Here is a 22,894-nt window from a genome sequence, read left to right as displayed (position 1 = left end):
GCGGGATGGTGCGCGACAGTCGCGGTGACGCGTGACCGCCGCGAATGGATCAGTCGTCAACGGCCTCGTCGAACAGCCGCGGCGCCGGCGTCGCATCGTCGTCCTGCATGACCGTGGTGGTCACCGGCCCGGCAGGCGGGCGGTTGCGCGGCGGCGGCAGTTCGGCGATCGCGGCCTCGGCGGCGGCGACCAGTTCGACCCGGCGTTCGTCGGGCACGTCCTGCCAGTGGCAGTCGCGCAGCGCGCCTTCCAGCGAATACAGCAGGTTGAGGCTGGGCTTGAAGCCGGCGCGCTTGATGCGCATGAATGCCTCCAGCGGACCCGCTTCTATGAGGTCTTCCGGCGTCCTCAGACCCACCTGGCGCAGCCATGCGGCCGACTTCGGCCCGATGTTGCGCATCTTGAGCGGTTGGGCGCTCACGAGCCCAGTGATTCCACGTACACGCGTGCGATCTCCTCGAGTCCCCTCTGGTCTTCAACGTCGAACCGGGCCGGAACCGGACTGTCGAGGTCGAACACCCCCACCAGCGCGCCGTCGCGGTGCAGGGGAACCACCACTTCCGAACGCGACGCGGCGTCGCAGGCGATGTGGTCGGCGACGGCGTTGACGTCGTCCACGCGCTGGGTCTCGCCGCTGCGTGCGGCTGCGCCGCAGACGCCACGATCAAGCGGGATGCGCACGCAGGCGGGCTGGCCCTGGAACGGGCCGACCACCAGCTCGGTGCCGTCGTAAAAGTAGAAGCCAACCCAGTTGAGCTCCGGCAGTGCGTGGTAGACCAGCGCCGAGAGGTTGGCGGCGTTGGCGATGCGGTCGCGCTCGCCATGGAGGAGGGCGCGCGCCTGGGCGGCGAGCTGGGCGTACTGCTGCGGCTTGTCGCCGCTTAGACTCTGCGATGTGAACATGAGTCCAAGTGTAGCGCGCGGCGTGCTGGTGACCGGCACCGATACCGGCGTCGGCAAGAGCGTAGCCAGCGTGGCCCTGCTGCATGCACTGCGCGCACGCGGGCTGCGCGCGGTGGGCATGAAGCCGGTGGCCGCAGGCTGCGAGGCGACGGCCCAAGGCCTGTGCAATGACGATGCACTGGCCCTGCAGGCCGCCAGCGACCCCGTGCCCGCTTACGCCGACGTCAATCCCTGGCGTCTGCCCGAAGCCACCGCGCCCCAGCTTGCGGCCCGTGCGGCCGGCATCGCGGTCTCCATGCCGCCCGTGCTGGCGGCTTACGCACGGCTCGCGGCGGGTGCCGACGCGGTGGTGGTGGAAGGCGCCGGCGGCTGGCTGTCGCCGTTGGCCGACGGCATCGAACATGCCGACCTGGCGCGCGTGCTGGGCCTGCCCGTGCTGCTGGTGGTGGGCCTGCGCCTGGGCTGCCTCAGCCACGCCCGGCTCAGCGCCCGCGCCATCGCCGCCGACGGCTGCCGCCTGCTGGGCTGGGTGGGCTGCGCGGTCGACCCTGCTTTCGGCCGGCGCGAGGACTACCTGGCGCTGCTGGAGGCCGCGCTGCCGGCTCCCTGCATGGGCGTGGTCGCGCACGCCGGCCCCGTCGTGGATGCCGGCGCCCTTGCGGCCAGCCTGGCGGCGGCGGCGCGCGCCGTCGCCGGTGGCGGGCCGGCCGCAGTGACCGGCGCCTGACCCGCGTCAGCGGGCCGACCACGCGGCGTTCACATCGATCCGCCACGCCGGCGGCACCATGTGCGCATCGCCGATCCCTGACTTCAGGCACGGCGCCTGCGTCCCCGGCGGCGTCATACTCCCCGACCTGTTTTCGTCACCCTTTCCGAGAGGCACCCATGCGGCGCATCCTGATTGCATTCATCCTGAGCGCGACGCTGGCCGCATGCGGCGGCGAACAGGAGGCCCAGCAGCCGCCGCCGCCCGAACTGGGCGTCGTCTCCGTGCAGCCCTCGGACGAGCCCCTGCGCCGCGACCTGGTCGGCCGCCTGGCCGCCTACCGCAGCGCCGACGTGCGCGCCCGTGTCCCCGGCGTGATCCAGCGCCGCGTCTACCAGGAAGGCAGCGACGTCGAGAAAGGCCAGGTGCTGTTCGAGATCGACCCCGCGCCGCTGCGCGCTGCCGCCGGTGAAGCGCAGGCCGCGCTCGCCCAGGCGCGCGCCAACCAGGCTAACGCCCGCGCCTTCGCCACGCGCGCGCGCAGCCTCGCGCCGGAGCGCTTCATCTCGCAGTCCGACCTCGACAACGCGCTGGCCGCGGAGCGCAGCGCCAACGCCGCCGTGCAGGCCGCGCAGTCGGCGGTCGAGAGCGCGAACATCAACCTCGGCTACGCCACCGTGCGCGCGCCGATCTCCGGCCGAGCAGGCAAGCAGCAGGTCACCGAAGGCGCGCTGGTCGGGCAGGGCACGGCGACGCTGCTGACCACGGTCGACCAGATCGACCCGCTGTACGTGAATTTCAGCATGGGCGCCGGCGAACTCGATGAAGTGCGCGGCATGCAGCTCGATCGCGAAGATCCGGTGGCCGTGCAGGTGCTGTTGCCGGGCGGCAGCGTCTACGAGCACGCCGGCGAGCTCGATTTCTCGGGCGACGTCGTCGATCCCGAGACAGGCGCGGTGTCGCTGCGGGCCACCCTGCCCAATCCCGACCGCCGCCTGCTGCCGGGCACCTACGTGACCCTGGTGGCGACGCTGGGCGTGCAGCACGGCGTGTTCACCGTGCCCCAGGCCGCGGTGCAGCGGGATGCCACCGGCCCCTATGTGATGGTCGTGGGCGCCGACGGCATCGTGGTCCGCAAGGACATCACCACCGCGCGCGCCGAGGCCGGCAGCTGGATCGTCAGCAAAGGCCTGGCCGCGGGCGACCGCGTGGTGGTCTCGGGATTGCAGCGCGCGCAGGCGGGCCAGCCTGCCACCGCCACGCCGTGGCAGCCGTCCGCGGCGCCTGGCGCTCGCGGCGCCGCGCCGGCCACGCCCGCTGGCGATGACACCGCCGCCGACGCCGCCGCGCAGGGCTGACCCCGATGCCTCGTTTCTTCATCGACCATCCGGTCTTCGCCTGGGTCATCTCCATCCTGATCGCGCTTTCGGGCGTGATCGCGCTGCTCAACATGGGCGTGGAGTCCTATCCCAACGTCGCGCCGCCGCAGGTCACCGTGGGCGCGAGCTACCCCGGCGCCGACGCCGCCACCACCGAGCGCGCGGTCACCCAAGTGATCGAACAGCAGCTCACCGGCATCGACAACCTGCTGTACTTCAGTTCGAGCTCAAGCTCGTCCGGCCGCGCCAGCATCACCCTGACCTTCCAGACCGGCACCGACGCGGACATCGCCCAGGTGCAGGTGCAGAACAAGGTCGCCCTGGCGACGCCGCGCCTGCCGACCGAGGTCACCCAGCAGGGCGTGGTGGTGGCCAAGGCGAACGCCGGGTTCCTGATGGTGGTGGGGCTGCGCTCGTCGACGCCGTCGTTCGACCGCAACGCGCTCAACAACCTGATCGGCGCCAGCGTGCTGGAGCAGATCGCGCGCGTGCCCGGCGTCGGCAGCACCCAGCAGTTCGGCTCCGAGTACGCCATGAACATCTGGCTCAACCCGGACAGGATGCAGGGCTACGGCCTGTCGGCGACCCAGGTGCTGCAGGCGGTGCGCGGGCAGAACGTGCAGTTCGCCGCCGGATCGATCGGCGCCGACCCGGCACCCAAGGGCCAGGGCTTCACCGCCACGGTTTCGGCCGAGGGCCGCTTCTCCACCCCCGAGCAGTTCGGCGACATCATCCTGCGCGCCGATGCCGAAGGCAGCACGGTGCGCCTGAAAGACGTGGCGCGGATCGAGATCGGCGCCCAGGGCTACGGCTTCGACAGCAAGTTCAACGGCCAGCCCACGGGCGCATTCGCGATCCAGCTGCTGCCCGGCGCCAACGCGCTCACCGTCGCGGAGGGCGTCACCTCGCGCATGAACGAGCTGCAGGGCAGCTTCCCGCAGGGCGTGGAGTGGTTCAGCCCCTTCGACAGCACCACCTTCGTCACCATCTCCATCAAGGAGGTGGTGAAGAGCCTCATCGAGGCGATGGTGCTGGTGTTCCTGGTGATGCTGATCTTCCTGCAGAACCTGCGCGCCACGATCATCCCGACGCTGGTGATCCCGGTGGCGCTGCTCGGCACCTTCCTCGGCCTGAGCATGATCGGCTTCACCATCAACCAGCTGACGCTGTTCGCGATGGTGCTGGCGATCGGCATCGTGGTGGATGACGCGATCGTGGTGATCGAGAACGTCGAACGCATCATGGCCGAGGAGCACCTGCCGCCGCGCGAGGCCACGATCAAGGCCATGGACCAGATCACCGGCGCGGTGGTCGCGATCACCGTGGTGCTGGCCGCGGTGTTCATCCCGAGCGCACTGCAGGGCGGTGCTTCGGGCGAGATCTACAAGCAGTTCGCGATCACCATCGCCGTGGCGATGGGCTTCTCCGCGTTCCTGGCGCTGGGCTTCACCCCGGCGCTGTGCGCGACGTTCCTGAAGCAGCACGAGAAGCCCGACCCCGACGCGGCGGACGGCGGCAGGCGCCAGAACGTGGTCTACCGCACCTTCAACAAGTACTACGACCGCATCGCGGGCACCTACGTGCGCCACATCAGCGGTGCGGTGCGCCACGCGCCGCGCTGGATGCTGGTGTTCGCCGCGCTGACCGTGCTCGCCGGCGTGCTGCTCGCGCGCCTGCCGGGCAGCTTCCTGCCGGAAGAAGACCAGGGCTATGCCATGGCCATCGTGCAGCTGCCGCCGGGCTCGACCCTGCAGCGCACGCAGGCGGTGTTCGAAGACGTCCGCGCCACGCTGGAGCAGGTGCCCGGCTACGAAGGCATGATGCAGATCGCCGGCTTCAGCTTCGTCGGCCAGGGCGAGAACGTCGGCATGGCGTTCATCAAGCTCACCGACTGGGGCGAGCGCGACGGCACGGTGCAGGACTTCATCCAGGAGGCCAATGGCGCGCTGTACGCCATCCGCGACGCGCAGATTTTCGTGGTCAACCTGCCCACGGTGCAGGGCCTGGGCCAGTTCGGCGGCTTCGACATGTACCTGCAGGACCGCGCCGGCCTCGGCCGCGAAGCGCTCACCGCGGCGCGCAACCAGCTGCTGGGCGCGGCGGCGCAGGATCCATCGCTGACCGCGGTGCGGCCCAACACGCTCGAGGACGCGTCGCAGCTCAAGCTCACCGTCGACCGCGTGCAGGCGCAGGCCATGGGGCTGTCGGTCAACGACATCTACAGCGCGATCCAGCTGATGCTGGCGCCGGTGTACGTCAACGACTACTTCGCCGACGGCCGCGTGAAGCGCGTCAACATGCGCGCCGATGCGCCCTACCGCACCGATCCCGGCTCGCTGTCGCGCTTCTATACGCCGGCCGCGCCGAACGCCGACGGCACGCCCAACATGATCCCGCTGACCAGCGTGGTCGACGCCGAATGGACCATGAGCACGCCTTCGCTGACCCGCTACAACGGCTATTCGGCGGTGAACATCGTCGGTTCCCAGGCGCCGGGCCACAGCTCCGGCGAGGCCATGGGCGCCATGGAGCGGATCGTCGACGAAGAGCTGCCCGCGGGCTTCGGCTACGACTGGGCGGGCATGTCCTACCAGGAGATCATCGCCGGCAATACCGCGACCCTGCTGCTGGTGCTGTCGGTGGTTGTGGTGTTCCTGTGCCTGGCCGCGCTCTACGAGAGCTGGTCGATCCCCGTGGCGGTGCTGCTGGCGGTGCCGCTGGGCATCCTCGGCGCGGTGGTGTTCACGATGCTGCGGCCGGGGCTGTCGAACGACATCTTCTTCAAGATCGGCATGGTCACGGTGATCGGCCTGGCGGCCAAGAACGCGATCCTGATCATCGAGTTCGCGGTGCTTGAGCGCGCCGCCGGAAAGAGTCTGCGTGAGGCGGTGATCGAGGCCGCGCGCATGCGCTTCCGCCCGATCCTGATGACGTCCTTCGCCTTCATCATGGGCGTGACGCCGCTTGCGCTGTCCAGCGGTGCCGGTGCCAACGCGCGCCATGCGCTGGGCACGGGCGTGATCGGCGGCATGTTGTTCGCGACCTTCCTCGGCCTCTTGCTGATCCCGGTGTTCTTCGTCAGCGTGCGCCGCCTGCTGGGCGAGCGGCTGGATGATGTGCCGCCGGATGGCGACGGTCCGCGCCCGCCGCAGGTGTCGGTGGGCTGATCGTCGCGGCTCTGGCGTATCTGCCAGGCCAGACACGAAAAAGCCCGGCAGCGTGAACTGCCGGGCCCGGTATTCGAACGCCGCGCGGGGAGAGGGTCGCGCGATGCCCGGGTCCCGTTGCCGGGACCATTCACCGATTACTTGCGGGTCTTGCCGGCGGCGGCCTTGGTGGCGCCCTCGACGGCTTCCTGCGCCTGGGCAGTGGCCGACTCGACCTGGCCCTTGGCGATCTGGACAATGGCTTCGTTGGTGGCCACGGTCTGGCCGAAGGCTTCCTGGCTGGCGCTGACCGAGCGCTCGGCGCTCTCGCGGGCAACCTGCACGCCCTTCGGCCACACGGCCTTCAGGCCGTCGAAGTCACGGACCTCGGCCAGCTCGCCCCAGAAGGCGAAGGCGGCGTTGGTGTTCTGCTCGATGGTCGACAGCTGCAGGCCGATGGCCTTCTCGGCGCCGGCCAGGGCCAGGCGGTTGACCTGGGCGGCGGTGTCGGCGAACTGGCGGGCGGCGGCGGTGAACTGCTCGTTGGTGTTCTGGTACATGGCGGGTTTCCTGCTGAGTATCCGGCAGGGAGTGCCGGTTTGTGCGTTGCAGCATAAACCAGGCTATGTTGCGGTGCAACAACCGCTCGTCGGCACGTTCAGGTTCGAAGGCCAAGGGGCGTTTGTGGGAGCGGGGCTTTTGGTGGGGGCTGTGTATCAGCCGCGATAGCGGCATCCGGAGGTACAGGTTTCGTGCACCACGACCTCGGACAGCTGCGGCAGCGCGGGCCGCAGCCGCTCCCAGATCCACACCGCCAGGCGCTCGCTGGTCGGGTTCTCCAATCCCTCGATATCGTTGAGGTAGTGGTGGTCCAACTGGTCGTACAAGGGCTTGAACGCGGCCTTGATGTCGGCGAAGTCCATGACCCAGCCGGTATCCGTGCCTGGTTCGCCCGAGACGTGCAGCTCGATCCGGAACGAATGGCCGTGCAGGCGCGAGCACTTGTGGCCCTCGGGCACGTTCGGCAGCCGGTGCGCGGACTCGATGGTGAAGACCTTGAAGATATCCATGTTCATTCCTTTTCCGGCACGCGGACCGCGCCTTCCATCAGCACCCGCGCGCTGCGGCTCATGATCGCGCGCGCCACCGTCCAGCGGCCATCGGCTTCCTGCGCCTCGGCGCCCACGCGCAGCGTGCCCGATGGATGCCCGAAGCGGACCGCCTCGCGCCCGCCGCCGCCCGCGGCCAGGTCAACCAGCGTGCCCGGGATCGCCGCTGCGGTTCCGATCGCCACCGCGCACGTGCCCATCATCGCGTGGTGCAGCTTGCCCATCGACAGCGCGCGCACGTTGAGGTCGATGTCCGACGCGGCGATCACCTTGCCGCTGGACGACGCGTAGTCCGCAGGGGGCGAAACGAAGGCGACCTTGGGCGTGTGCTGGCGCGTGGCGGCGCCGGCAAGATCATCGATCAGGCCCATGCGCAGGGCACCGTGCGCGCGGATGGCCTCGAACATGGCCAGCGCCTTTGCATCGCCGTTGATCGCGTCCTGCAGCTCGGTGCCGGCGTAGCCGATGTCGGCGGCGTTGACGAAGACCGTCGGGATGCCGACGTTGATCATCGTGGCCCTGAGCGTGCCGACGCCGGGAACCTCCAGGTCGTCGACCAGGTTGCCGGTGGGGAACATCGCGCCGCCGTCGTCGCCGCTGTCGTCGGACGGGTCGATGAACTCGAGCACGATCTCGGCCGCCGGGAAGGTCACGCCGTCGAGCTCGAAGTCGCCGGTTTCCTGCACCTCGCCGTTCGTGACCGGCACGTGCACCACGATGGTCTTGCCGATGTTGGCCTGCCACACGCGGACGGCGAAGCTTCCGTTCTCCGGCAGCCGCGCCCGATCGATGAAGCCGTTGGCGATCGCGAACGGACCAACCGCGGTGCTGAGGTTGCCGCAATTGCCCGACCAGTCGACGAAGGCGGTGTCGATCGACACTTGGCCGTAGAGATAGTCGACGTCGTGCCCGGGCCGCGTGGACGGGCCGATGATCACGCACTTGCTGGTCGACGAGGTCGCGCCGCCCATGCCGTCGGTGTGCTTGCCATAGGGGTCGGGCGAGCCGATCACGCGCATCAGCAGCGCGTCGCGCGCCGGGCCGGGCATGCGCGCGGCTTCGGGCAGGTCTTCGAGGCGGAAGAACACGCCCTTGGAGGTGCCGCCGCGCATGTAGGTGGCGGGGATTTTCAGCTGCGGGGCGTGGGGAAGGTTGCTCATCGAGTGCTCAGGCGGGGGTGTTGGCGGCAAGGAAGTCCTGCGCGAAGCGCTGCAGCACGCCGCCGGCCTCGTAGATCAACACTTCCTCGTCGGAGTCCAGGCGGCAGGTCACAGGCACGCCGGTACTGCTGCCATCGGTGCGATTGATCACCAGCGTCAGCGCGGCGCCCGGCGAACGGATGCCGGTGACGTCGAAGGTCTCGGTGCCGTCGATGCCCAGGGTTTCGCGGGTGGTGCCGGCGGTGAACTCCAGCGGCAGCACACCCATGCCGATCAGGTTGGTGCGGTGGATGCGCTCGAAACCCTCCGCCGCAATCGCCTCGACGCCGGCCAGGCGCACGCCCTTGGCGGCCCAGTCGCGGCTGGAGCCCTGGCCGTAGTCGGCGCCGGCGATGATGATCAGCGGCTGCTTGCGCTCCATGTAGGTTTCAATCGCTTCCCACATGCGGGTGACCTTGCCTTCGGGCTCGATGCGCGCCAGCGATCCCTGGCGCACGCTGCCGTCGGCGTTGCGCACCATTTCGTTGAGCAGCTTCGGGTTCGCGAAAGTCGCGCGCTGCGCGGTCAGGTGGTCGCCGCGATGGGTGGCGTAGGAATTGAAGTCCTCCTCGGGCAGGCCCATCTTCGACAGGTATTCGCCGGCGGCGCTGGACGCCATGATCGCGTTGGACGGCGACAGATGGTCGGTGGTGATGTTGTCGCCGAGCACCGCAAGCGGGCGCATGCCCTTCATGCTGCGCTCGCCGGCCAGCGCGCCCTCCCAGTAGGGTGGGCGGCGGATGTAGGTCGACATCGGGCGCCAGTCGTACAGCGGCTCCACGCGCGTGCCGTCGTCCACGGCGATGCGGAACATCGGTTCGTACACGCGGCGGAACTGCTCCGGCTTGACGCTGGCCTTGACCACCGCGTCGATCTCCTCGTCGCTGGGCCAGAGGTCCTTGAGCGTGACCGGCTGGCCGTCGGCGTCGATGCCGAGCACGTCCTTCTCGATATCGAAGCGCACCGTGCCGGCGATGGCATAGGCGATCACCAGCGGCGGCGAGGCCAGGAAAGCCTGCTTGGCATAGGGATGGATGCGGCCGTCGAAGTTGCGGTTGCCCGACAGCACCGCCACCGCGTACAGGTCGCGGTCGATGACTTCCTGCTGGATCACCGGGTCGAGCGCGCCGGACATGCCGTTGCAGGTGGTGCAGGCGAAGCCGACGATGCCGAAGCCGAGCTGTTCGAGTTCGGGCAGCAGCCTGGCCTCTTCCAGGTACAGCTGCACCGCGCGCGAGCCCGGCGCCAGCGAGGTCTTCACCCAGGGCTTGCGGGTGAGCCCGCGCGCGTTGGCATTGCGCGCCAGCAGCGCGGCGGCGATCACGTTGCGCGGGTTGGATGTATTGGTGCAGCTGGTGATGGCGGCGATGATCACTGCGCCGTCGGGCAGCAGGCCTTCGGCTTCCTGCGCGCGCGCCCCGGCCAGGTCGCCGGCGACGCCGCGCTCGGCCAGGTCGCTGGTCGCCAGGCGGCGATGCGGATTGGACGGGCCGGCCATGTTGCGGACCACGCTGGACAGGTCGAAGTGCAGCGTCCGTGGGTATTGCGCGTTGGCGAGATCCGAAGCCCACAGGCCGGCGGCCTTGGCGTAGGTCTCGACCAGGGCCACCTGTTCGTCTTCGCGGCCGGTGAGGCGCAGGTAGTCGAGAGTGTTGTTGTCGATGAAGAACATCGCCGCGGTCGCGCCATATTCCGGCGCCATGTTTGAAATCGTCGCGCGGTCGCCGATGGTCAGCGCCGCGGCGCCTTCACCACGGAATTCCAGATAGGCGCCGACCACCTTCTGCTGGCGCAGGAATTCGGTCAGCGCCAGCACCACGTCGGTGGCGGTGATGCCGGGCTGCGGCTTTCCTGAAAGCTCCACGCCGATCATTTCCGGCGTGCGCATCCACGAGGCGCGGCCGAGCATCACGCTCTCGGCCTCCAGGCCGCCGACGCCGATCGCGATCACGCCCAGGGCGTCCACGTGCGGGGTATGGCTGTCGGTGCCGACGCAGGTATCCGGGAATGCGACGCCGTCGTCGACATAAACCACCGGCGACATTTTCTCCAGATTGATCTGGTGCATGATCCCGTTGCCCGGCGGAATCACGTCGACGTTGCGGAAGGCCTTTTTTGTCCAGTCGATGAAATGGAAGCGGTCGGCGTTGCGCCGGTCCTCGATTTCACGGTTGCGGGTGAATGCGTCGGGGTCGAAGCCGCCGCATTCCACCGCCAGGGAGTGGTCGACGATCAGCTGCACCGGCACCACCGGATTCACCTGCGCCGGGTCGCCGCCGGCATCGGCAATGGCGTCGCGCAGGCCGGCAAGGTCGACCAGCGCGGTCTGGCCGAGGATGTCGTGGCAGACCACGCGCGCGGGGAACCACGGGAAGTCCAGGTCGCGGCGGCGCTCGATCAGCTGGCCGAGATAATCCGCGATCAACGCGGGATCGGCGCGGCGGACGATATTCTCGGCGTGCACGCGTGCGGTATAGGGCAGGGTGTCCCAGGCGCCGGACTGCAGCGCCTCCACGGCTTCGCGGGCGTCGAACCAGTCGAGCGAGGTTCCGGGGAGGGGCTTGCGGTGCTTGCTGTTGGTCATCTGGAATGCGGGCGCTGGCGGGAGTCGGGCCATTGTATCGCTGCGCCGCTCCCCGGCCGCGGGCCGCTGCCCGGCGCCGGCTCACTCTGCCGTAGGCGTCCCGGGCTTTTGGTGCCGCCGCGGCCCGTACCAGAGGGGCAGGGCATCGCGGGTCCGCGCGATGCGCCGCGGCGACACCAGGAAGCGCAGCGTGAATCCGAGTTTTTCGGCCAGTGAATAGGTGTGCATCTTGCGCGCCGAAGTAACGACCGGCGTGCGCAGGATCACCAGCCGCCCCTGCCTGGCCAGGGCGCGCCCAAGGGCGATGTCCTCGGCAACGTACAGCCCCTCGTCGAAGCCGCCCGCGGCGTCGAAGGCCTCGCGGCTGCAGAAGATGAAGCAGCCCGGGGTGATGCGGAACAGGCGAAACAGCAGGATCGAGGCTGATTCGAACAGGCGGACGTGGAGCGGCAGCGGGCGCATGAAGCGCACGGCGGTGCCGCCACCCGCCGCGCCGGCATCGAGCGCCTGCATCGCGGCATCCAGCGCGGGGCGGTTGACCAGCGTGTCGGCATCGACAAACAGCAGGCGGTCGCCGCTCGCCGCGGCGGCGCCGGCGTTGCGCGCGCCGGCGATATGGCGCACGTCGACCTGCACCACGCGGGCGCCCTGTGCACGGGCGATCGCGGCGGTCGCATCGGTGGAGGCGTCATCGACGACGATCACCTCCACGCTCTCGCCAAGTCCGCCAGTGGCGCGCGCCACTGCCTCGAGCGTCGCGGCGATGACGGGCGCCTCGTCGTGCGCGGGGATGACGATCGAAAGCACATCGGCTCCTGTGGTTGTTTCAACGTGGCGTCGCGGGTCGGCCACCAGTCTGCACGGGGCCGTGCATGCGGGCGTGTGACGGGCTCCTGATAATCCGGTTGAAAGCAGTGATGATAATTTTTCGAAAACAAGTATTAGACGCCGGAAGCATTCAAAACTAGACTCGCCCACTATTCCCCCGATTGAAATATGGAGTCGTACCTGGTGGCCAATCTTGCAACCGTCCTGAAAGCCGAAATCGCGCGCCTTGCCCGCAAGGAAGCCAAAACCCAGCTCGAGCCCCTGCGCAAGGCGAATGCCGGTTACCGGCGCGATATCGCGGCGCTCAAGCGCGAGGTGGCGGCCCTGGCGCGGCAGGTGAAATCCGGGGCGCGGCCGTCGCGCGCGGACAAGGCGGCGGCGCCTGCGGCTGACGGCGATGCCCCGCGCGTCCGTTTCCAGGCCAAGGGCCTGAAGTCGCACCGCGAGAAGCTTGGCCTGTCCGCGGCGGAATACGGCCAGCTTGCCGGCGTGAGCGGGCAGTCGATCTACAACTGGGAAGCCGGCAAGACCGTCCCGCGCCAGGCGCAGGTGCAGGCCCTGGCCGCGCTCCGCGGCATGGGCAAGCGCGAAGCGGCGAAGCGGCTCGAAGCGGGCACGGGCGAGTAAGCCGCAGCCCTGAACCGACCTGCGGAAGTGCCACGCCAGCCAAGGACACCGATGACGACAGACCATCCGGCGCAGCCGGCGCATCGCAAGGACGCCAACGGCAACGACGGCCTGGCGCGCCTGCTCGACCACGTCGCCAACCTGCCCCCCGTGCGCGCCGCCATCGTGCATCCCTGCGATGCGCTGAGCCTGGCCGCGGCGCTGGACGTGCGCGATGCAGGCCTGGTCGAGCCTGTGCTGGTGGCGCCGCGCGCGCGGCTGGAGGCGGCGGCGGAGGAGGCGGGGCTCGACATTTCCGGCCTCCCGGTCGAGGACGTGCCGCACAGCCACGCCGCGGCCGTACGCGCGGCCGGGCTGGCCCGCGATGGCGAGGTCGAGGTCATCATCAAGGGCAGCCTGCACAGCGACGAACTGATGTCGGCCGTGGTGGCCTCGGCCTCGGGCCTGCGCACCAAGCGCCGCGTCAGCCATTGCTTCGTGATCCAGACGCCGCACTATCCGCGGCCGTTCCTGGTCACCGATGCCGCCGTCAACCTGGCGCCGGACCTGCTGCAGAAGGCGGACATCGTCCAGAACGCCATCGACCTGGCCCGGGTGCTCGGGATCGCCCTGCCCAAGGTGGCGATCCTGGCCGCGGTGGAGACCGTGAACCCGTCGATGCAGGCCACGCTCGACGCCGCGGCGCTGTGCAAGATGGCCGACCGTGGCCAGATCACCGGTGGTGTCCTCGACGGCCCCTTGGCCTTCGACAACGCGGTGTCGATGGAGGCCGCGAAGACAAAGGGCATCTCGTCGCCGGTGGCGGGGCAGGCCGACATCCTGGTGGTCCCGGACCTCGAGAGCGGCAACATGCTGGCCAAGCAGCTGATCTTCATGGGCCAGGCCGCCAGCGCCGGCATCGTGCTGGGCGCGAAGGTGCCGGTGGTGCTGACCAGCCGCGCCGATCCGCGCGAGTCGCGCATGGCCTCGTGCGCGATCGCGCTCATGCTCGCACACCACTATCGCCAGAGCCCACCATGAGTGGACATCCCGCGGCGCCGGCGGTGGAGTCCTCCGGCGCCGACCTGGTGGTGGTGCTCAACTGTGGCTCGTCGAGCATCAAGTTCGCGGTCTACGACAGCGGCGTCGATCCACTGCCGCGCAGGGCGCTGTGGAACGGCAAGGTGCAGGGCATCGGTGGCCCCGCGCCCGACTTCGGCGAGAGCGGGATCGCGCCGTTCGCGATCGGGCTCGACGCCGACGCGCCCTATCGCAGCGCGCTGGCCCTGATCCGCGACCGCATCCTCGAACGCCTCGCCGGGCGTCGCGTCGGCGCCGTCGCGCACCGGGTGGTGCACGGTGGCAGCAAGTACTTCGAACCGGTGCGCGTGGACCACGGCGTACTCGAGGACCTGCGCGGCTTCATTCCGCTGGCGCCGCTGCACCAGCCCTTCGCGCTCGAGGCGGTCTCGATCCTGCTGCGCGAGTATCCGCGGCTGCCGCAGGTGGCCTGCTTCGACACCGGCTTCCACCACACCATCCCGATGGTCGAGCAGCTCCTGCCGCTGCCCTGGGATGCCTGGGAGCGCGGCGTGCGGCGCTACGGCTTCCACGGCCTGTCGTATGCCTACATGGCCACCGCGCTGCCTGAGCGCCACGGCGAGGTCGCGCGCGGTCGCACCATCGTCGCCCACCTCGGCAGCGGCGCCAGCCTGTGCGCGATGCATGACCTGCAGAGCGTAGCGACGACAATGGGCTTCTCCGCGCTCGACGGCCTGATGATGGGCACGCGCACCGGCGCACTGGATCCCGGGGCCGTGCTGTACCTGATGGAGATCGAGAAGCTCAGCCTGGAGGAAGTCGGGCAGCTGCTGTACCACCGCTCGGGACTGCTGGGCGTGTCCGGCATCTCGCCGGAGCCGCGCGTGATCGTCAGGCACGAAGGCGACGAGGGTCTGGCCGGCGAGCGCGCGCGCGCCGCGCTGGACCTGTACGTGCGCCGGATCGTGCGTGAGATCGGCGCGATGGTCGCGGTGCTGGGCGGACTGGACCTGCTGGTGTTCACCGCCGGCGTCGGCGAGCACAACGCCTTCATCCGCGAACGCGTGTGCGCGGGCCTTGGTTTCCTGGGCCTGGTCCTGGACGACGCGGCGAACGAGGCCAACGCGGCCACGGTCTCCGCGCCGGCAAGCCGCGTGCCGGTGTGCGTGGAGCCGACCAATGAGGAATGGATCGCCGCGCGGCAGGCACTCGGGTGCCTGGCCTAGCGCCAGTCAGGCCCGCCGCTTCGATACCGGCGATAATGCCGCCATGAGCACGAAGATCGATCGCATCCAGGCCGCCCTGCAGGCACTGTCTCCCAGCCACCTCGAAGTGCTGGACGAAAGCCACATGCACAGCCGCGGGCTGGAGACCCACTACAAGGCGGTGATCGCCAGCGACGCTTTCGAAGGCAAGTCGCCGGTCCGGCGCCACCAGTCCGTGTACGCAGCGATGGGCGCACTGATGGGCGAGATCCACGCGCTCGCGCTGCACACCTACACCGCCGCGGAGTGGTCCGGCGAGGGCAGCGCGCCCGATTCGCCGCGCTGCATGGGCGGGAGCAGGCACGATGCTCCGGCCAGGAACCCTGCCATCGCGCGATCGCGCAAGGCCTGAGTTCCGCCGCGCGGGAACTGCCCGCCACGGCGGCTTGACACGCATGCTTTGTCGCTGGCCGGCGGCGCGTGCCGCTGCGCCGCACAATGCAAGACGCGGCAAGCAATGCCACAGTAGGTTCCGCGCGGGCCGGCACTGTCCTGGCACCGCCCGATCCGGGAGCAGTCGAATGAAAGCGACAAGTCTGGTGTCACCCGTCCGCTGGGTCGGAATCCTGGTGCTGCTGCTGATGGCGGTGGCCGTGGTCTACGCCGGATACACCGCGATTTCCTACTGGCCGTCGATCGCCGTCTGAGGAAGGACCTATGAACAAGCGGCAGTCACGGATCTTCGCCATCGTCGCAACAGGCCTTGCCGCCGTTGCGTTCCTCGGCCTGACTTTCTACAGCCACATGCGTTTCGGCGAGCTCACCAACGCCGACGACATCACGCCGGAGATCACCCACGGCAAGGACGTCTGGCACAAGTACAACTGCATCAACTGCCACACCCTGTTCGGCGAAGGCGCCTATTACGCGCCCGACCTGACCAAGATCGCGCAGCACCGCGGCGAGGCCTACCTCAAGGCCTATATGCGCGACCCGTCCCAGTTCTATGACGAACAGCGCCATCGCCGCCTGATGCCGACCCAGGACCTCAGCGAGGTCGAGATCGCCAACCTGGTCAAGTTCCTCGACTGGGTGTCGAAGGTCGACAACCAGGGCTGGCCGCCGCGTCCGATCCTGGTGTCCGGCGGGTCGGTCGTCGTGGCCGCGCAGGGCACGGCCGAGGGCGCGGCGGAGGCACAGGACGTCAGGCCCGTGCGCGCCGACAGCGACCCGCGCGCGATCGGCGAGAACCTGTTCGGGACCGCGGTGCCGGTCTGCACGGCCTGCCACTCGCTGCAGCCCGGCGTCCAGCTCGCGGGGCCATCGATGGCCGGCATGTCGGAGCGCGCGGCGCAGACGATCGCATCGCCGGACTACACCGGCAGCGCGACCGATGTCGAGGGCTACATCCGCGAATCCATCGTGACGCCCAGCGCGCACCTCGTGCCAGGCGCGATGTTCTCGGCCGAAGGCACGTCCTTCATGCCCAACACCTATGCGGACAGCCTGACCGAAGAGCAAGTCGACCAGCTCGTGGCCTTCCTTGGATCGATGAAATAAGACTGGCGGGCGTCCTGCGCCGGCACCGGGAGATTTTCTATGCGCTACAAGTCCCAATCAGTGGCCTACTGGTACTTCGCCGTGGCCATGGTGCTGTTCGGTCTGCAGATCGTGTTCGGACTGCTGTCGGCCGCGAAGTACCTCGGGCCGGACCCGCTGCTGTACATCCTTCCGTTCGACGTCACCAAGACGATCCACACCAACCTGCTGATCGTCTGGGTGCTGACGGGTTTCATGGGCGCCACCTACTGGATGGTGCCCGACGAATCCCGCACCGAGCTGCACAGCACGAAGCTGGCCTACTGGCAGCTGGGACTGTGGACGCTGATGGGCGTGACCGCGGTCATCGGCTACCTGTTCCGCTACGGCACCGGCAACAAGCTGCTCGAGCAGCCCTTGCCGCACAAGATCGTGATCGTGATCTGCATGCTGATGTTCCTCTACAACATCGGCATGACCATCAAGAAGTCCGGGCGGTTCACGACCACCGAGGGCGTGCTGCTGGGCGGCCTTGCGCTGTCGGCGATCCTCTACATCCCGGCGCTGCTGCACTACGAGAACTACACCGTCTCGATCTTCTACCGCTGGTGGACCATCCACCTGTGGGTCGAGGGCGTGTGGATGATGATCATGGCCGGCTTCCTCGCCTACCTGCTGATCCGCCTCTCCGGCATCGACCGCGAGGTGATGGAGAAGTGGCTGTACGTGATCGTGGGCCTGGTGTTCTTCGCCGGCATCCTCGGCACTGCGCATCACTATTACTGGGTGGGCGTGCCGCATATCTGGCTGCCGATCGGCGGCTTCTTCAGCGCGCTTGAGCCACTGGCGCTGGCTGCGATGGCGATCTACGCCTATGCGGCGATGCGCCGCGGCGGCGTGAGCCATCCCAACAGCCTGGCCCTGCACTGGACCATCGGCAGCGCCATCTTCGCCCTGTTCGGCGCCGGCCTGCTCGGCCTCGCCCACACCTGGCCCAGCGTCAACAAGTGGACCCACGGCACCCTGGTCACGGCAATGCACGCGCATTCGGCGTTCTATGGCGCCTACGCGATGATCACCATGGCGATGATCACCTACGCGCTGCCGGGCCTGACCAACCGACCCCAGAACAACTACTCGCCGCTCGGCTACTGGGCGTTCTGGCTGCAGGTGACGGGCATGTTCGGGATGACGCTGTCGTTCGGCACTGCGGGCATCGCCCAGGTCTATCTCGAGCGGATCATGGGCATGGGCTACCTCGATGCCCAGCTGAAGATCCAGGTGCATTTCCTGATGCTGATCCTGACGGCGACGATCTTCGCCACCGGCGTCGCGATGTTCATCTTCGACTTCTTCAGGTACCGCCCGCAGTTCGACGTGATCGCGGATGATGCCGACGGCGAGCTGCAACGGCGCCCGGGGCGCTGATGGGTGGATGAGCGCATGAGGCCGGCGGAGGCCGGTCCGTACTACCTGCCCACGGGCAACGAAGTCGAGATCGTCGAGCAGTGCCATGCCGGGGGGCTGGCGGTGATGCTGAAGGGCCCCACCGGCTGCGGCAAGACCCGCTTCGTCGAGCACATGGCCTGGCGGCTGGGCCGTCCGCTGATCACCGTCTCCTGCCATGACGACCTGACGGCAAGCGACCTCATCGGCCGCTTCCTGATCCGCCACGACGATACCGTCTGGCAGGACGGTCCGCTGACACGCGCCGTGCGCGAGGGCGCGATCTGTTACCTCGACGAAGTGGTGGAAGCGCGCCAGGACACCATCGTAGTGCTGCATCCGCTGACCGACTACCGGCGCATCCTGCCGATCGACCGCACCGGTGAGACGCTGGAGGCGGCGCCGGGTTTCCAGCTGGTGATCTCGTACAACCCCGGCTACCAGCGCATGCTCAAGGACCTCAAGCCGAGCACGCGGCAGCGCTTCGTGGCGATCGAGCTCGGGTTTCCCGAGCCTCCGGCCGAGGCCGCGATCGTGGTCGCCGAGAGCGGGGTGGACAGCGGCACTGCCGTTGCGCTGGTTGAGCTGGCGGGCCGCGTGCGCTCGCTCCGCGACCGCGGCCTGGCCGAGGTTCCGAGCACGCGCCTGCTGATTGCCGCCGGACGCCTGGTCGCCAGCGGCATCAGCGTAGGCGAGGCGTGCAACGCGGCGGTGGTTTCACCGCTCAGCGACGATCCGACCCTGCTTGGCGCGATGCGCGAACTCGTCGACGCGATGTTCCCCTAGGCGGCCGCCGACGTGGCCGAGGCCGAAGACGTTGTCGTCGACGTGGCGCGTCACGCCACGGTGTTCATCCGCGACACCTGGCGGCGGCACTATGCGCGCGAGCCCGACGAGCCGATTGCGCTCGCGTCGCTGGTCCGGCGCCTCGACCTGCTGGTGTCGGCCGCGTTCGGCACCAGCCTGACGTTCCGGGTGGCGCTGCCGCCGGCGCGCCCGACCGTGCTCCACCGGCTGTTCCACCGGCCGACCTATCCACGTCATCAGCGGGCGCTGCCCGCCACCAGCGGCGACGCGATCTGGCTGCCGGCCCACCTCGGGACCTGCGATGCCGTCGAAGCGTCGGAGCTCTATCGCGCGATGGCGCTGCAGCAGGCGTGCCGGGCCATGCGCGGCCACGTGCAGGCGATCGCGGGGGAGCGCAACCCGCTGCTGCGCGATATCGCGCTGGTGCTCGAGGCGCAGGCCGCCGAAGCCGAGGTCGCGCGCGGCTTTCCAGGCCTGGTGCCGGCCCTGCGGCGGCTGCGCGGCCTGGCGCTGGCCGCGCGCCCTCCGCTGGCCGGTTTCGCGGCCGCGCGGCAGCCGCTGGACCAGCTTGTCCGGGACATCCTGGAGGCTGAGTTGGAGGTAGCGTCCGACCGCAAGGCCGAAGCCGACACCAACACCAACACCAACACCAACACCAACACCAACACCAACACCAGCACCAGCACCAGCTCCGGCGACCGATCCGAATCCAGTTCCGAATCCCGATCAGACGCGAGCCGGGCTGAAGGCCCGCTCGAACGTGCTGAACGCCTGCTCCGGGACTGGGGGCTCGACGACGCAGCCGTCCGCCGCCTCGGCCCCGTGCCGCTGTACCGCGACTGGTGGACCGGCGAACTGCGCGATACCGGCCCCGCCTCGCGCCTGGTCCAAGGCACGCCATCCAACCACGACGGGGGAGATACCGGCCCGGTCCGAAGCGCGCGCATGGAGCGGCGGCCCGAAGAGCGCGAAGCCACCGAAGACGAGGACCGCCCCGGCGAACCCGGCGTGTGGATGATCCAGCAGGACGCGCCGCACGAAGTCGCCGAGGATCCCTTCGGCCTGCAGCGCCCGGTCGACCGCGACGACGAAACCAGCGCCGACGAATACGGCGACATGCTGTCGGAGCTGTCATCGACGCGGATGATCGCGGCACCCGACCCGCCGCGCGAAGTCCTGCTGTCGGACGACCCACCTGCCACCCGCGCCAGGATCGAATTCGACGATCCCGACGCCGGCGGCACCCGCTTTCGCTATCCCGAATGGGATCACGCGAGCGCGTCGTACATCGAACACGGCACCACCATCCGCATGATGCCGCCCGTGGCCGGCGATCCGCGCTGGGTCGATGCCACGCTCGCCCGCCACCGCTCGCATCTCGACGGCATCCGCCGCCAGTTCGAAGCCCTTCGCCCTGAGCGCGTCCGCCTGCGCCGCCAGAGCGACGGCGAGGACATCGACATCGATGCCTGCGTTGAAGGCCGCGCCGACCTGCGGGCCGGTGGCTTCCTTCGCGAAGGCCTGTACGAGGCGCGCCGCCCGGGCCGGCGCAGCATTGCGGTGTCGCTGCTGGTCGACAGCAGCGGCTCCACCGACGGCTTCATCGGCGGCGGCCGGCGCGTGATCGACGTCGAGCGCGAGGCCCTGCTGCTGGTCTGCATGGCCCTTGAAGGCCTGGGCGAGCCCTTCTCGGTCATGGCCTTCTCCGGGGAAGGCCCGCACGGCGTGTCGATGCGCACCTTGAAGGCCTTCGATGAGGCCTACGGGCCGGACGTCGCGCTGCGCATCGCCGGCCTGGAGCCGGAAAACTACACCCGCGCCGGCGCCGCCATCCGGCATGCCACCGCGCTGCTGATGCGGCAGCCTGCCGAGCATCGCCTGCTGCTCATGCTGTCCGACGGCAAACCCAACGACGCCGACCGGTACGACGGCCTGTTCGGCGTCGAGGACATGCGCCAATCGGTGACCGAGGCGCGGCTGCAGGGCATCTTCCCGTTCTGCCTCACGGTGGACCTGCAGGCCCCTGCATACCTCCCGAAGGTGTTCGGGCCGGACAACTATGCGGTGCTGTCGGCGCCTGAGAGGCTGCCGCTGGTGTTGCTGGACTGGACGCGGAGGTTGCTTCTGCGGTGATGGGCGTCGGCCACATGAGACAGGCTGCACCGTTTGGCGGCGTCCACGTTGAGTGCCACCCCCGGATCGGGTATCAAACAAGCTGCAAGTTCCAAAGGAACTGGGCGATGGCTCGGATATGGATCGTCGTTGGCGACGCGACCACTCATGGTGGCAGGGTGCTCGGCGGTTCGCCTTTCACCAGCATCGAAGGCAAGTCCGTCGCGCGCATGGGTGACGCAGTGGCCTGCCCGAAGTGCGGACCCACAACGATCGTCAGTGGCGATGCGACCATCGTCGTCGATGGCCAGCCCCTGGCGCGACACGGTGACTCCACCACCTGCGGCGCCACCCTGATCGCGGGTAGTCAGGTGCGGGCCTTCATTGATTCAGGCGCAGCAGCCGGGAGTGGTGCAGGCGGCACAGCGGTGGCGGCCGCATCGGCCGTGGCGGTCGCATCGGCCGTGGCCGCGATGCTGGCCTACGACGAAGCCTTCGTGCTCAGGTCGGCCGCCACGGGCAAGGCGCTGGCCAATCGGGGTTACAGGATCATCTGCGCCAGTGGCCGCACGGAGGAGGGCGTGACCGACGCCGAGGGCAGGACTGCCGTGGTCACCTCGGATGCCACCGAGGCGCTGCGGATCGAGCTGGAGGAGGAAGGGCCGTGAGCGCGACGATGAAGAAGTACCACGAGGTCGGACAGTCGACCACGTCGCAGGTCGACAACACGCAGCGCAAGGAAGTGGAGGTCGAGGTCTACATCGGTGAGAACGGCTACGTGCAGAACGCCGGCTTCACGATCAAGCCCATCGCCGCGCTGGAGAAAGGGAAGATGGACGGTCCGAAAGCCATCGTGCTGCACCGGACCGAGGGCGCCAGCGTACAAAGCGCGCTCGACTCCGCCGGTACGGGCATCGGCACCCACTTCTATGTCGACAAGGACGGCACCGTCTACCAGACCGCGAGCCTGCTCAAGCACACCTATCACGTGGGCAAGATCAAGTCCCGGTGCATGGTCGACGGCACCTGCCCTGCGGACGAAACCAGGCAGATCACCGGCTGGGGCTGGAGCCCGTCCAAGGTTCACAACCACGAAAAAGTGAAGGCATACCCTGCGCGCTATCCGATGAATACCGACAGCGTCGGCATCGAGACGGTGTCCCGCTGCGTCAAGAACTGCGGCCCCAAGGACAAGGGCGTGCCGGAGTGGGAACCGCCGACGGCCGAGCAGAAGTCATCGATCGCCACGATCGTCGGCATCCTGAAGAAGGAATACGGGCTCACCAGTGCAGACATCCATGAACACGACCTCATTTCGTACAAGACGGCAGGCGAAGGCGCGGGCTTGTACGACGATGAATGATGACGTCGTCGCCAGGCCTGCAGCGATGACTGCACGGGAAGCCCTGTCGGCTTGGCACCGGATTGTCGATGCCCGCCGCGCGCGTGCCTGCAGATGGGCCGTGGCGGCAGTGATGCTGGCGGGCGTGTCCTGCGGACACGCGCTGCCGGCGAACGAGTCACCGAAGCCACCGCGATCGCCGGAGGTAATCCAGGTCGCCGACGCCGAGTACGGGGGCACGGCCGGCGACCCGCTGGAAGCCGCGTGTGGCGACTGGCGCCTGTCCGGGCAGCAGGTGGCGGAGTTCTTCCAGCTGAGCCGGCAGTACGAGCAGCTGCCGTACTCGGAGTTCTACCAGCTGCCGTGCTCGATTTCCGGAAAGCTCCGCAGCGAAGGCGGGACATGGGATTTCGTGATCGGTGGCGGCGGAACAGCGACTTGGTCGCGTGGCGGGCAAACGCGGTACTTCGGCTGCAGCGCGGAGGCCTGCGCGCCGCTGGTGCTGCTGCACACGGATCTCATGGATCCGGAGTAGCCATCGCGAACCCGGCCTCCGGGTCCGTGCGGCCGGCGACACCGGCGCGGTTGCGGTGGGGGTGGCGTGTTCGATTGACGCGCCGATGCGACAGCCGTACGTCGGGGCGAGAGCGAGGGTTGCCGGTGCTCATCAAGCCCGGGTCGTTCCCGCCTTGCAGCGCGGGCCTGTGACACTTGAACCTGACACGGGAACCGTCACGGGCGATTCCGGTCCGCATCCAAGGCGGGCTTTCATCGTCCAACGCATTGATTTTTCGGGGGAATCTGGTGGCTATGGGTGGACTCGAACCACCGACCCCGGCATTATGAGTGCCGTGCTCTAACCAGCTGAGCTACATAGCCATTGGCCCGCACGCAGCGCGTGGCGAGCCGGCAATTGTCCACTTGGCTGGCTCCGACGTCAAA

At 68.8% G+C, this 22,894-nt stretch carries 22 protein-coding genes and 1 tRNA gene; 15 read left to right on the top strand and 8 right to left on the bottom strand.

The window, feature by feature from the left end:
* Positions 1-49: 49 nt before the first annotated feature.
* Together WCE37_RS11980 and WCE37_RS11975 are read right to left on the bottom strand one after the other, a co-directional pair.
* The gene (locus WCE37_RS11980) at positions 50-400 is read right to left on the bottom strand and encodes a TfoX/Sxy family protein (protein WP_343279662.1); all 351 of its coding nucleotides are present in this window, start codon (positions 398-400) and stop codon (positions 50-52) included.
* Positions 401-417: 17 nt separating this feature from the next.
* Complete coding sequence (locus WCE37_RS11975; RefSeq protein WP_343279566.1) at positions 418-903, bottom strand: GAF domain-containing protein; 486 nt, start codon at positions 901-903, stop codon at positions 418-420.
* On the opposite strand from WCE37_RS11975, the gene bioD reads away from it, so the two are divergent.
* From bioD to WCE37_RS11960, 3 genes are all read left to right on the top strand, one after another.
* The gene (gene bioD / locus WCE37_RS11970; protein WP_343279565.1) at positions 902-1,630 is read left to right on the top strand and encodes a dethiobiotin synthase; all 729 of its coding nucleotides are present in this window, start codon (positions 902-904) and stop codon (positions 1,628-1,630) included. The two genes, WCE37_RS11975 and bioD, sit on opposite strands and share 2 nt — an antisense overlap.
* Before the next feature lie 158 nt (positions 1,631-1,788).
* On the top strand, positions 1,789-2,967 hold the full coding sequence (locus tag WCE37_RS11965; protein ID WP_343279564.1) for an efflux RND transporter periplasmic adaptor subunit: 1,179 nt from the start codon (positions 1,789-1,791) through the stop codon (positions 2,965-2,967).
* Positions 2,968-2,972: 5 nt separating this feature from the next.
* Positions 2,973-6,155 (top strand): multidrug efflux RND transporter permease subunit, encoded by a 3,183-nt coding sequence (locus WCE37_RS11960; RefSeq protein ID WP_343279563.1) that lies wholly within the window; start codon positions 2,973-2,975, stop codon positions 6,153-6,155.
* A 137-nt stretch (positions 6,156-6,292) separates the two neighbouring features.
* On the opposite strand, the gene WCE37_RS11955 is transcribed toward WCE37_RS11960, so the two are convergent.
* The 5 genes from WCE37_RS11955 to WCE37_RS11935 form a co-directional block, all read right to left on the bottom strand.
* Positions 6,293-6,694, bottom strand: coding sequence for a phasin family protein (locus WCE37_RS11955; protein ID WP_343279562.1), 402 nt, complete (start codon positions 6,692-6,694; stop codon positions 6,293-6,295).
* A gap of 156 nt (positions 6,695-6,850) precedes the next feature.
* Positions 6,851-7,204 carry a 6-carboxytetrahydropterin synthase QueD gene (gene queD / locus WCE37_RS11950; RefSeq protein ID WP_343279661.1) on the bottom strand — a complete coding sequence of 118 codons (354 nt, stop codon included), beginning with the start codon at positions 7,202-7,204 and terminating at the stop codon, positions 6,851-6,853.
* Positions 7,205-7,206: 2 nt separating this feature from the next.
* On the bottom strand, positions 7,207-8,403 hold the full coding sequence (prpF, locus tag WCE37_RS11945) for a 2-methylaconitate cis-trans isomerase PrpF (protein WP_343279561.1): 1,197 nt from the start codon (positions 8,401-8,403) through the stop codon (positions 7,207-7,209).
* Positions 8,404-8,410: 7 nt separating this feature from the next.
* A complete protein-coding gene (gene acnD, locus WCE37_RS11940) occupies positions 8,411-11,026 on the bottom strand; it encodes a Fe/S-dependent 2-methylisocitrate dehydratase AcnD (protein WP_343279560.1) in 2,616 nt (871 codons plus the stop codon).
* A gap of 81 nt (positions 11,027-11,107) precedes the next feature.
* Complete coding sequence (locus WCE37_RS11935; protein ID WP_343279559.1) at positions 11,108-11,833, bottom strand: glycosyltransferase; 726 nt, start codon at positions 11,831-11,833, stop codon at positions 11,108-11,110.
* A 189-nt stretch (positions 11,834-12,022) separates the two neighbouring features.
* On the opposite strand from WCE37_RS11935, the gene WCE37_RS11930 reads away from it, so the two are divergent.
* The 12 genes from WCE37_RS11930 (at position 12,023) to WCE37_RS11875 (ending at position 22,487) form a co-directional block, all read left to right on the top strand.
* Entirely contained in the window at positions 12,023-12,481 is a 459-nt protein-coding gene (locus tag WCE37_RS11930; protein ID WP_343279558.1) for a helix-turn-helix transcriptional regulator, read from the top strand.
* A 51-nt stretch (positions 12,482-12,532) separates the two neighbouring features.
* Complete coding sequence (locus WCE37_RS11925) at positions 12,533-13,501, top strand: bifunctional enoyl-CoA hydratase/phosphate acetyltransferase (protein ID WP_343279557.1); 969 nt, start codon at positions 12,533-12,535, stop codon at positions 13,499-13,501.
* Positions 13,498-14,727 (top strand): acetate/propionate family kinase, encoded by a 1,230-nt coding sequence (locus tag WCE37_RS11920; protein ID WP_343279556.1) that lies wholly within the window; start codon positions 13,498-13,500, stop codon positions 14,725-14,727. The genes WCE37_RS11925 and WCE37_RS11920 overlap by 4 nt, the downstream gene beginning before the upstream one ends.
* Before the next feature lie 43 nt (positions 14,728-14,770).
* Entirely contained in the window at positions 14,771-15,118 is a 348-nt protein-coding gene (locus WCE37_RS11915; protein ID WP_343279555.1) for a BolA family protein, read from the top strand.
* A 169-nt stretch (positions 15,119-15,287) separates the two neighbouring features.
* On the top strand, positions 15,288-15,413 hold the full coding sequence (locus WCE37_RS11910; RefSeq protein WP_343255777.1) for a hypothetical protein: 126 nt from the start codon (positions 15,288-15,290) through the stop codon (positions 15,411-15,413).
* Positions 15,414-15,423: 10 nt separating this feature from the next.
* Positions 15,424-16,266 carry a c-type cytochrome gene (locus tag WCE37_RS11905; protein WP_343255778.1) on the top strand — a complete coding sequence of 281 codons (843 nt, stop codon included), beginning with the start codon at positions 15,424-15,426 and terminating at the stop codon, positions 16,264-16,266.
* A 39-nt stretch (positions 16,267-16,305) separates the two neighbouring features.
* Positions 16,306-17,673 carry a cbb3-type cytochrome c oxidase subunit I gene (locus WCE37_RS11900; RefSeq protein ID WP_343255779.1) on the top strand — a complete coding sequence of 456 codons (1,368 nt, stop codon included), beginning with the start codon at positions 16,306-16,308 and terminating at the stop codon, positions 17,671-17,673.
* Between the two features lie 15 nt (positions 17,674-17,688).
* On the top strand, positions 17,689-18,477 hold the full coding sequence (locus WCE37_RS11895) for a CbbQ/NirQ/NorQ/GpvN family protein (protein ID WP_343279554.1): 789 nt from the start codon (positions 17,689-17,691) through the stop codon (positions 18,475-18,477).
* Between the two features lie 12 nt (positions 18,478-18,489).
* Positions 18,490-20,631 (top strand): hypothetical protein, encoded by a 2,142-nt coding sequence (locus tag WCE37_RS11890; RefSeq protein WP_343279553.1) that lies wholly within the window; start codon positions 18,490-18,492, stop codon positions 20,629-20,631.
* 107 nt (positions 20,632-20,738) lie between these two features.
* Positions 20,739-21,278 carry a PAAR domain-containing protein gene (locus WCE37_RS11885; protein WP_343279552.1) on the top strand — a complete coding sequence of 180 codons (540 nt, stop codon included), beginning with the start codon at positions 20,739-20,741 and terminating at the stop codon, positions 21,276-21,278.
* The gene (locus tag WCE37_RS11880; protein ID WP_343279551.1) at positions 21,275-21,973 is read left to right on the top strand and encodes an N-acetylmuramoyl-L-alanine amidase; all 699 of its coding nucleotides are present in this window, start codon (positions 21,275-21,277) and stop codon (positions 21,971-21,973) included. Before WCE37_RS11885 ends, WCE37_RS11880 begins: the two co-directional genes overlap by 4 nt.
* Positions 21,974-21,998: 25 nt before the next feature.
* Positions 21,999-22,487: a hypothetical protein gene (locus WCE37_RS11875; RefSeq protein ID WP_343279550.1), complete on the top strand. Its 489-nt coding sequence runs from the start codon at positions 21,999-22,001 to the stop codon at positions 22,485-22,487.
* Between the two features lie 267 nt (positions 22,488-22,754).
* On the opposite strand, the gene WCE37_RS11870 is transcribed toward WCE37_RS11875, so the two are convergent.
* Positions 22,755-22,831, bottom strand: a tRNA-Met gene (locus WCE37_RS11870).
* Positions 22,832-22,894 lie beyond the last annotated feature (63 nt).

The sequence above is a fragment of the Luteimonas sp. MJ250 genome (genome assembly GCF_039548455.1).
Classification (GTDB): Bacteria; Pseudomonadota; Gammaproteobacteria; order Xanthomonadales; family Xanthomonadaceae; genus Luteimonas.
The sequence above is the reverse complement of the archived record's forward strand: the minus strand, read 5'-3'. Positions and strand labels throughout refer to the sequence as shown.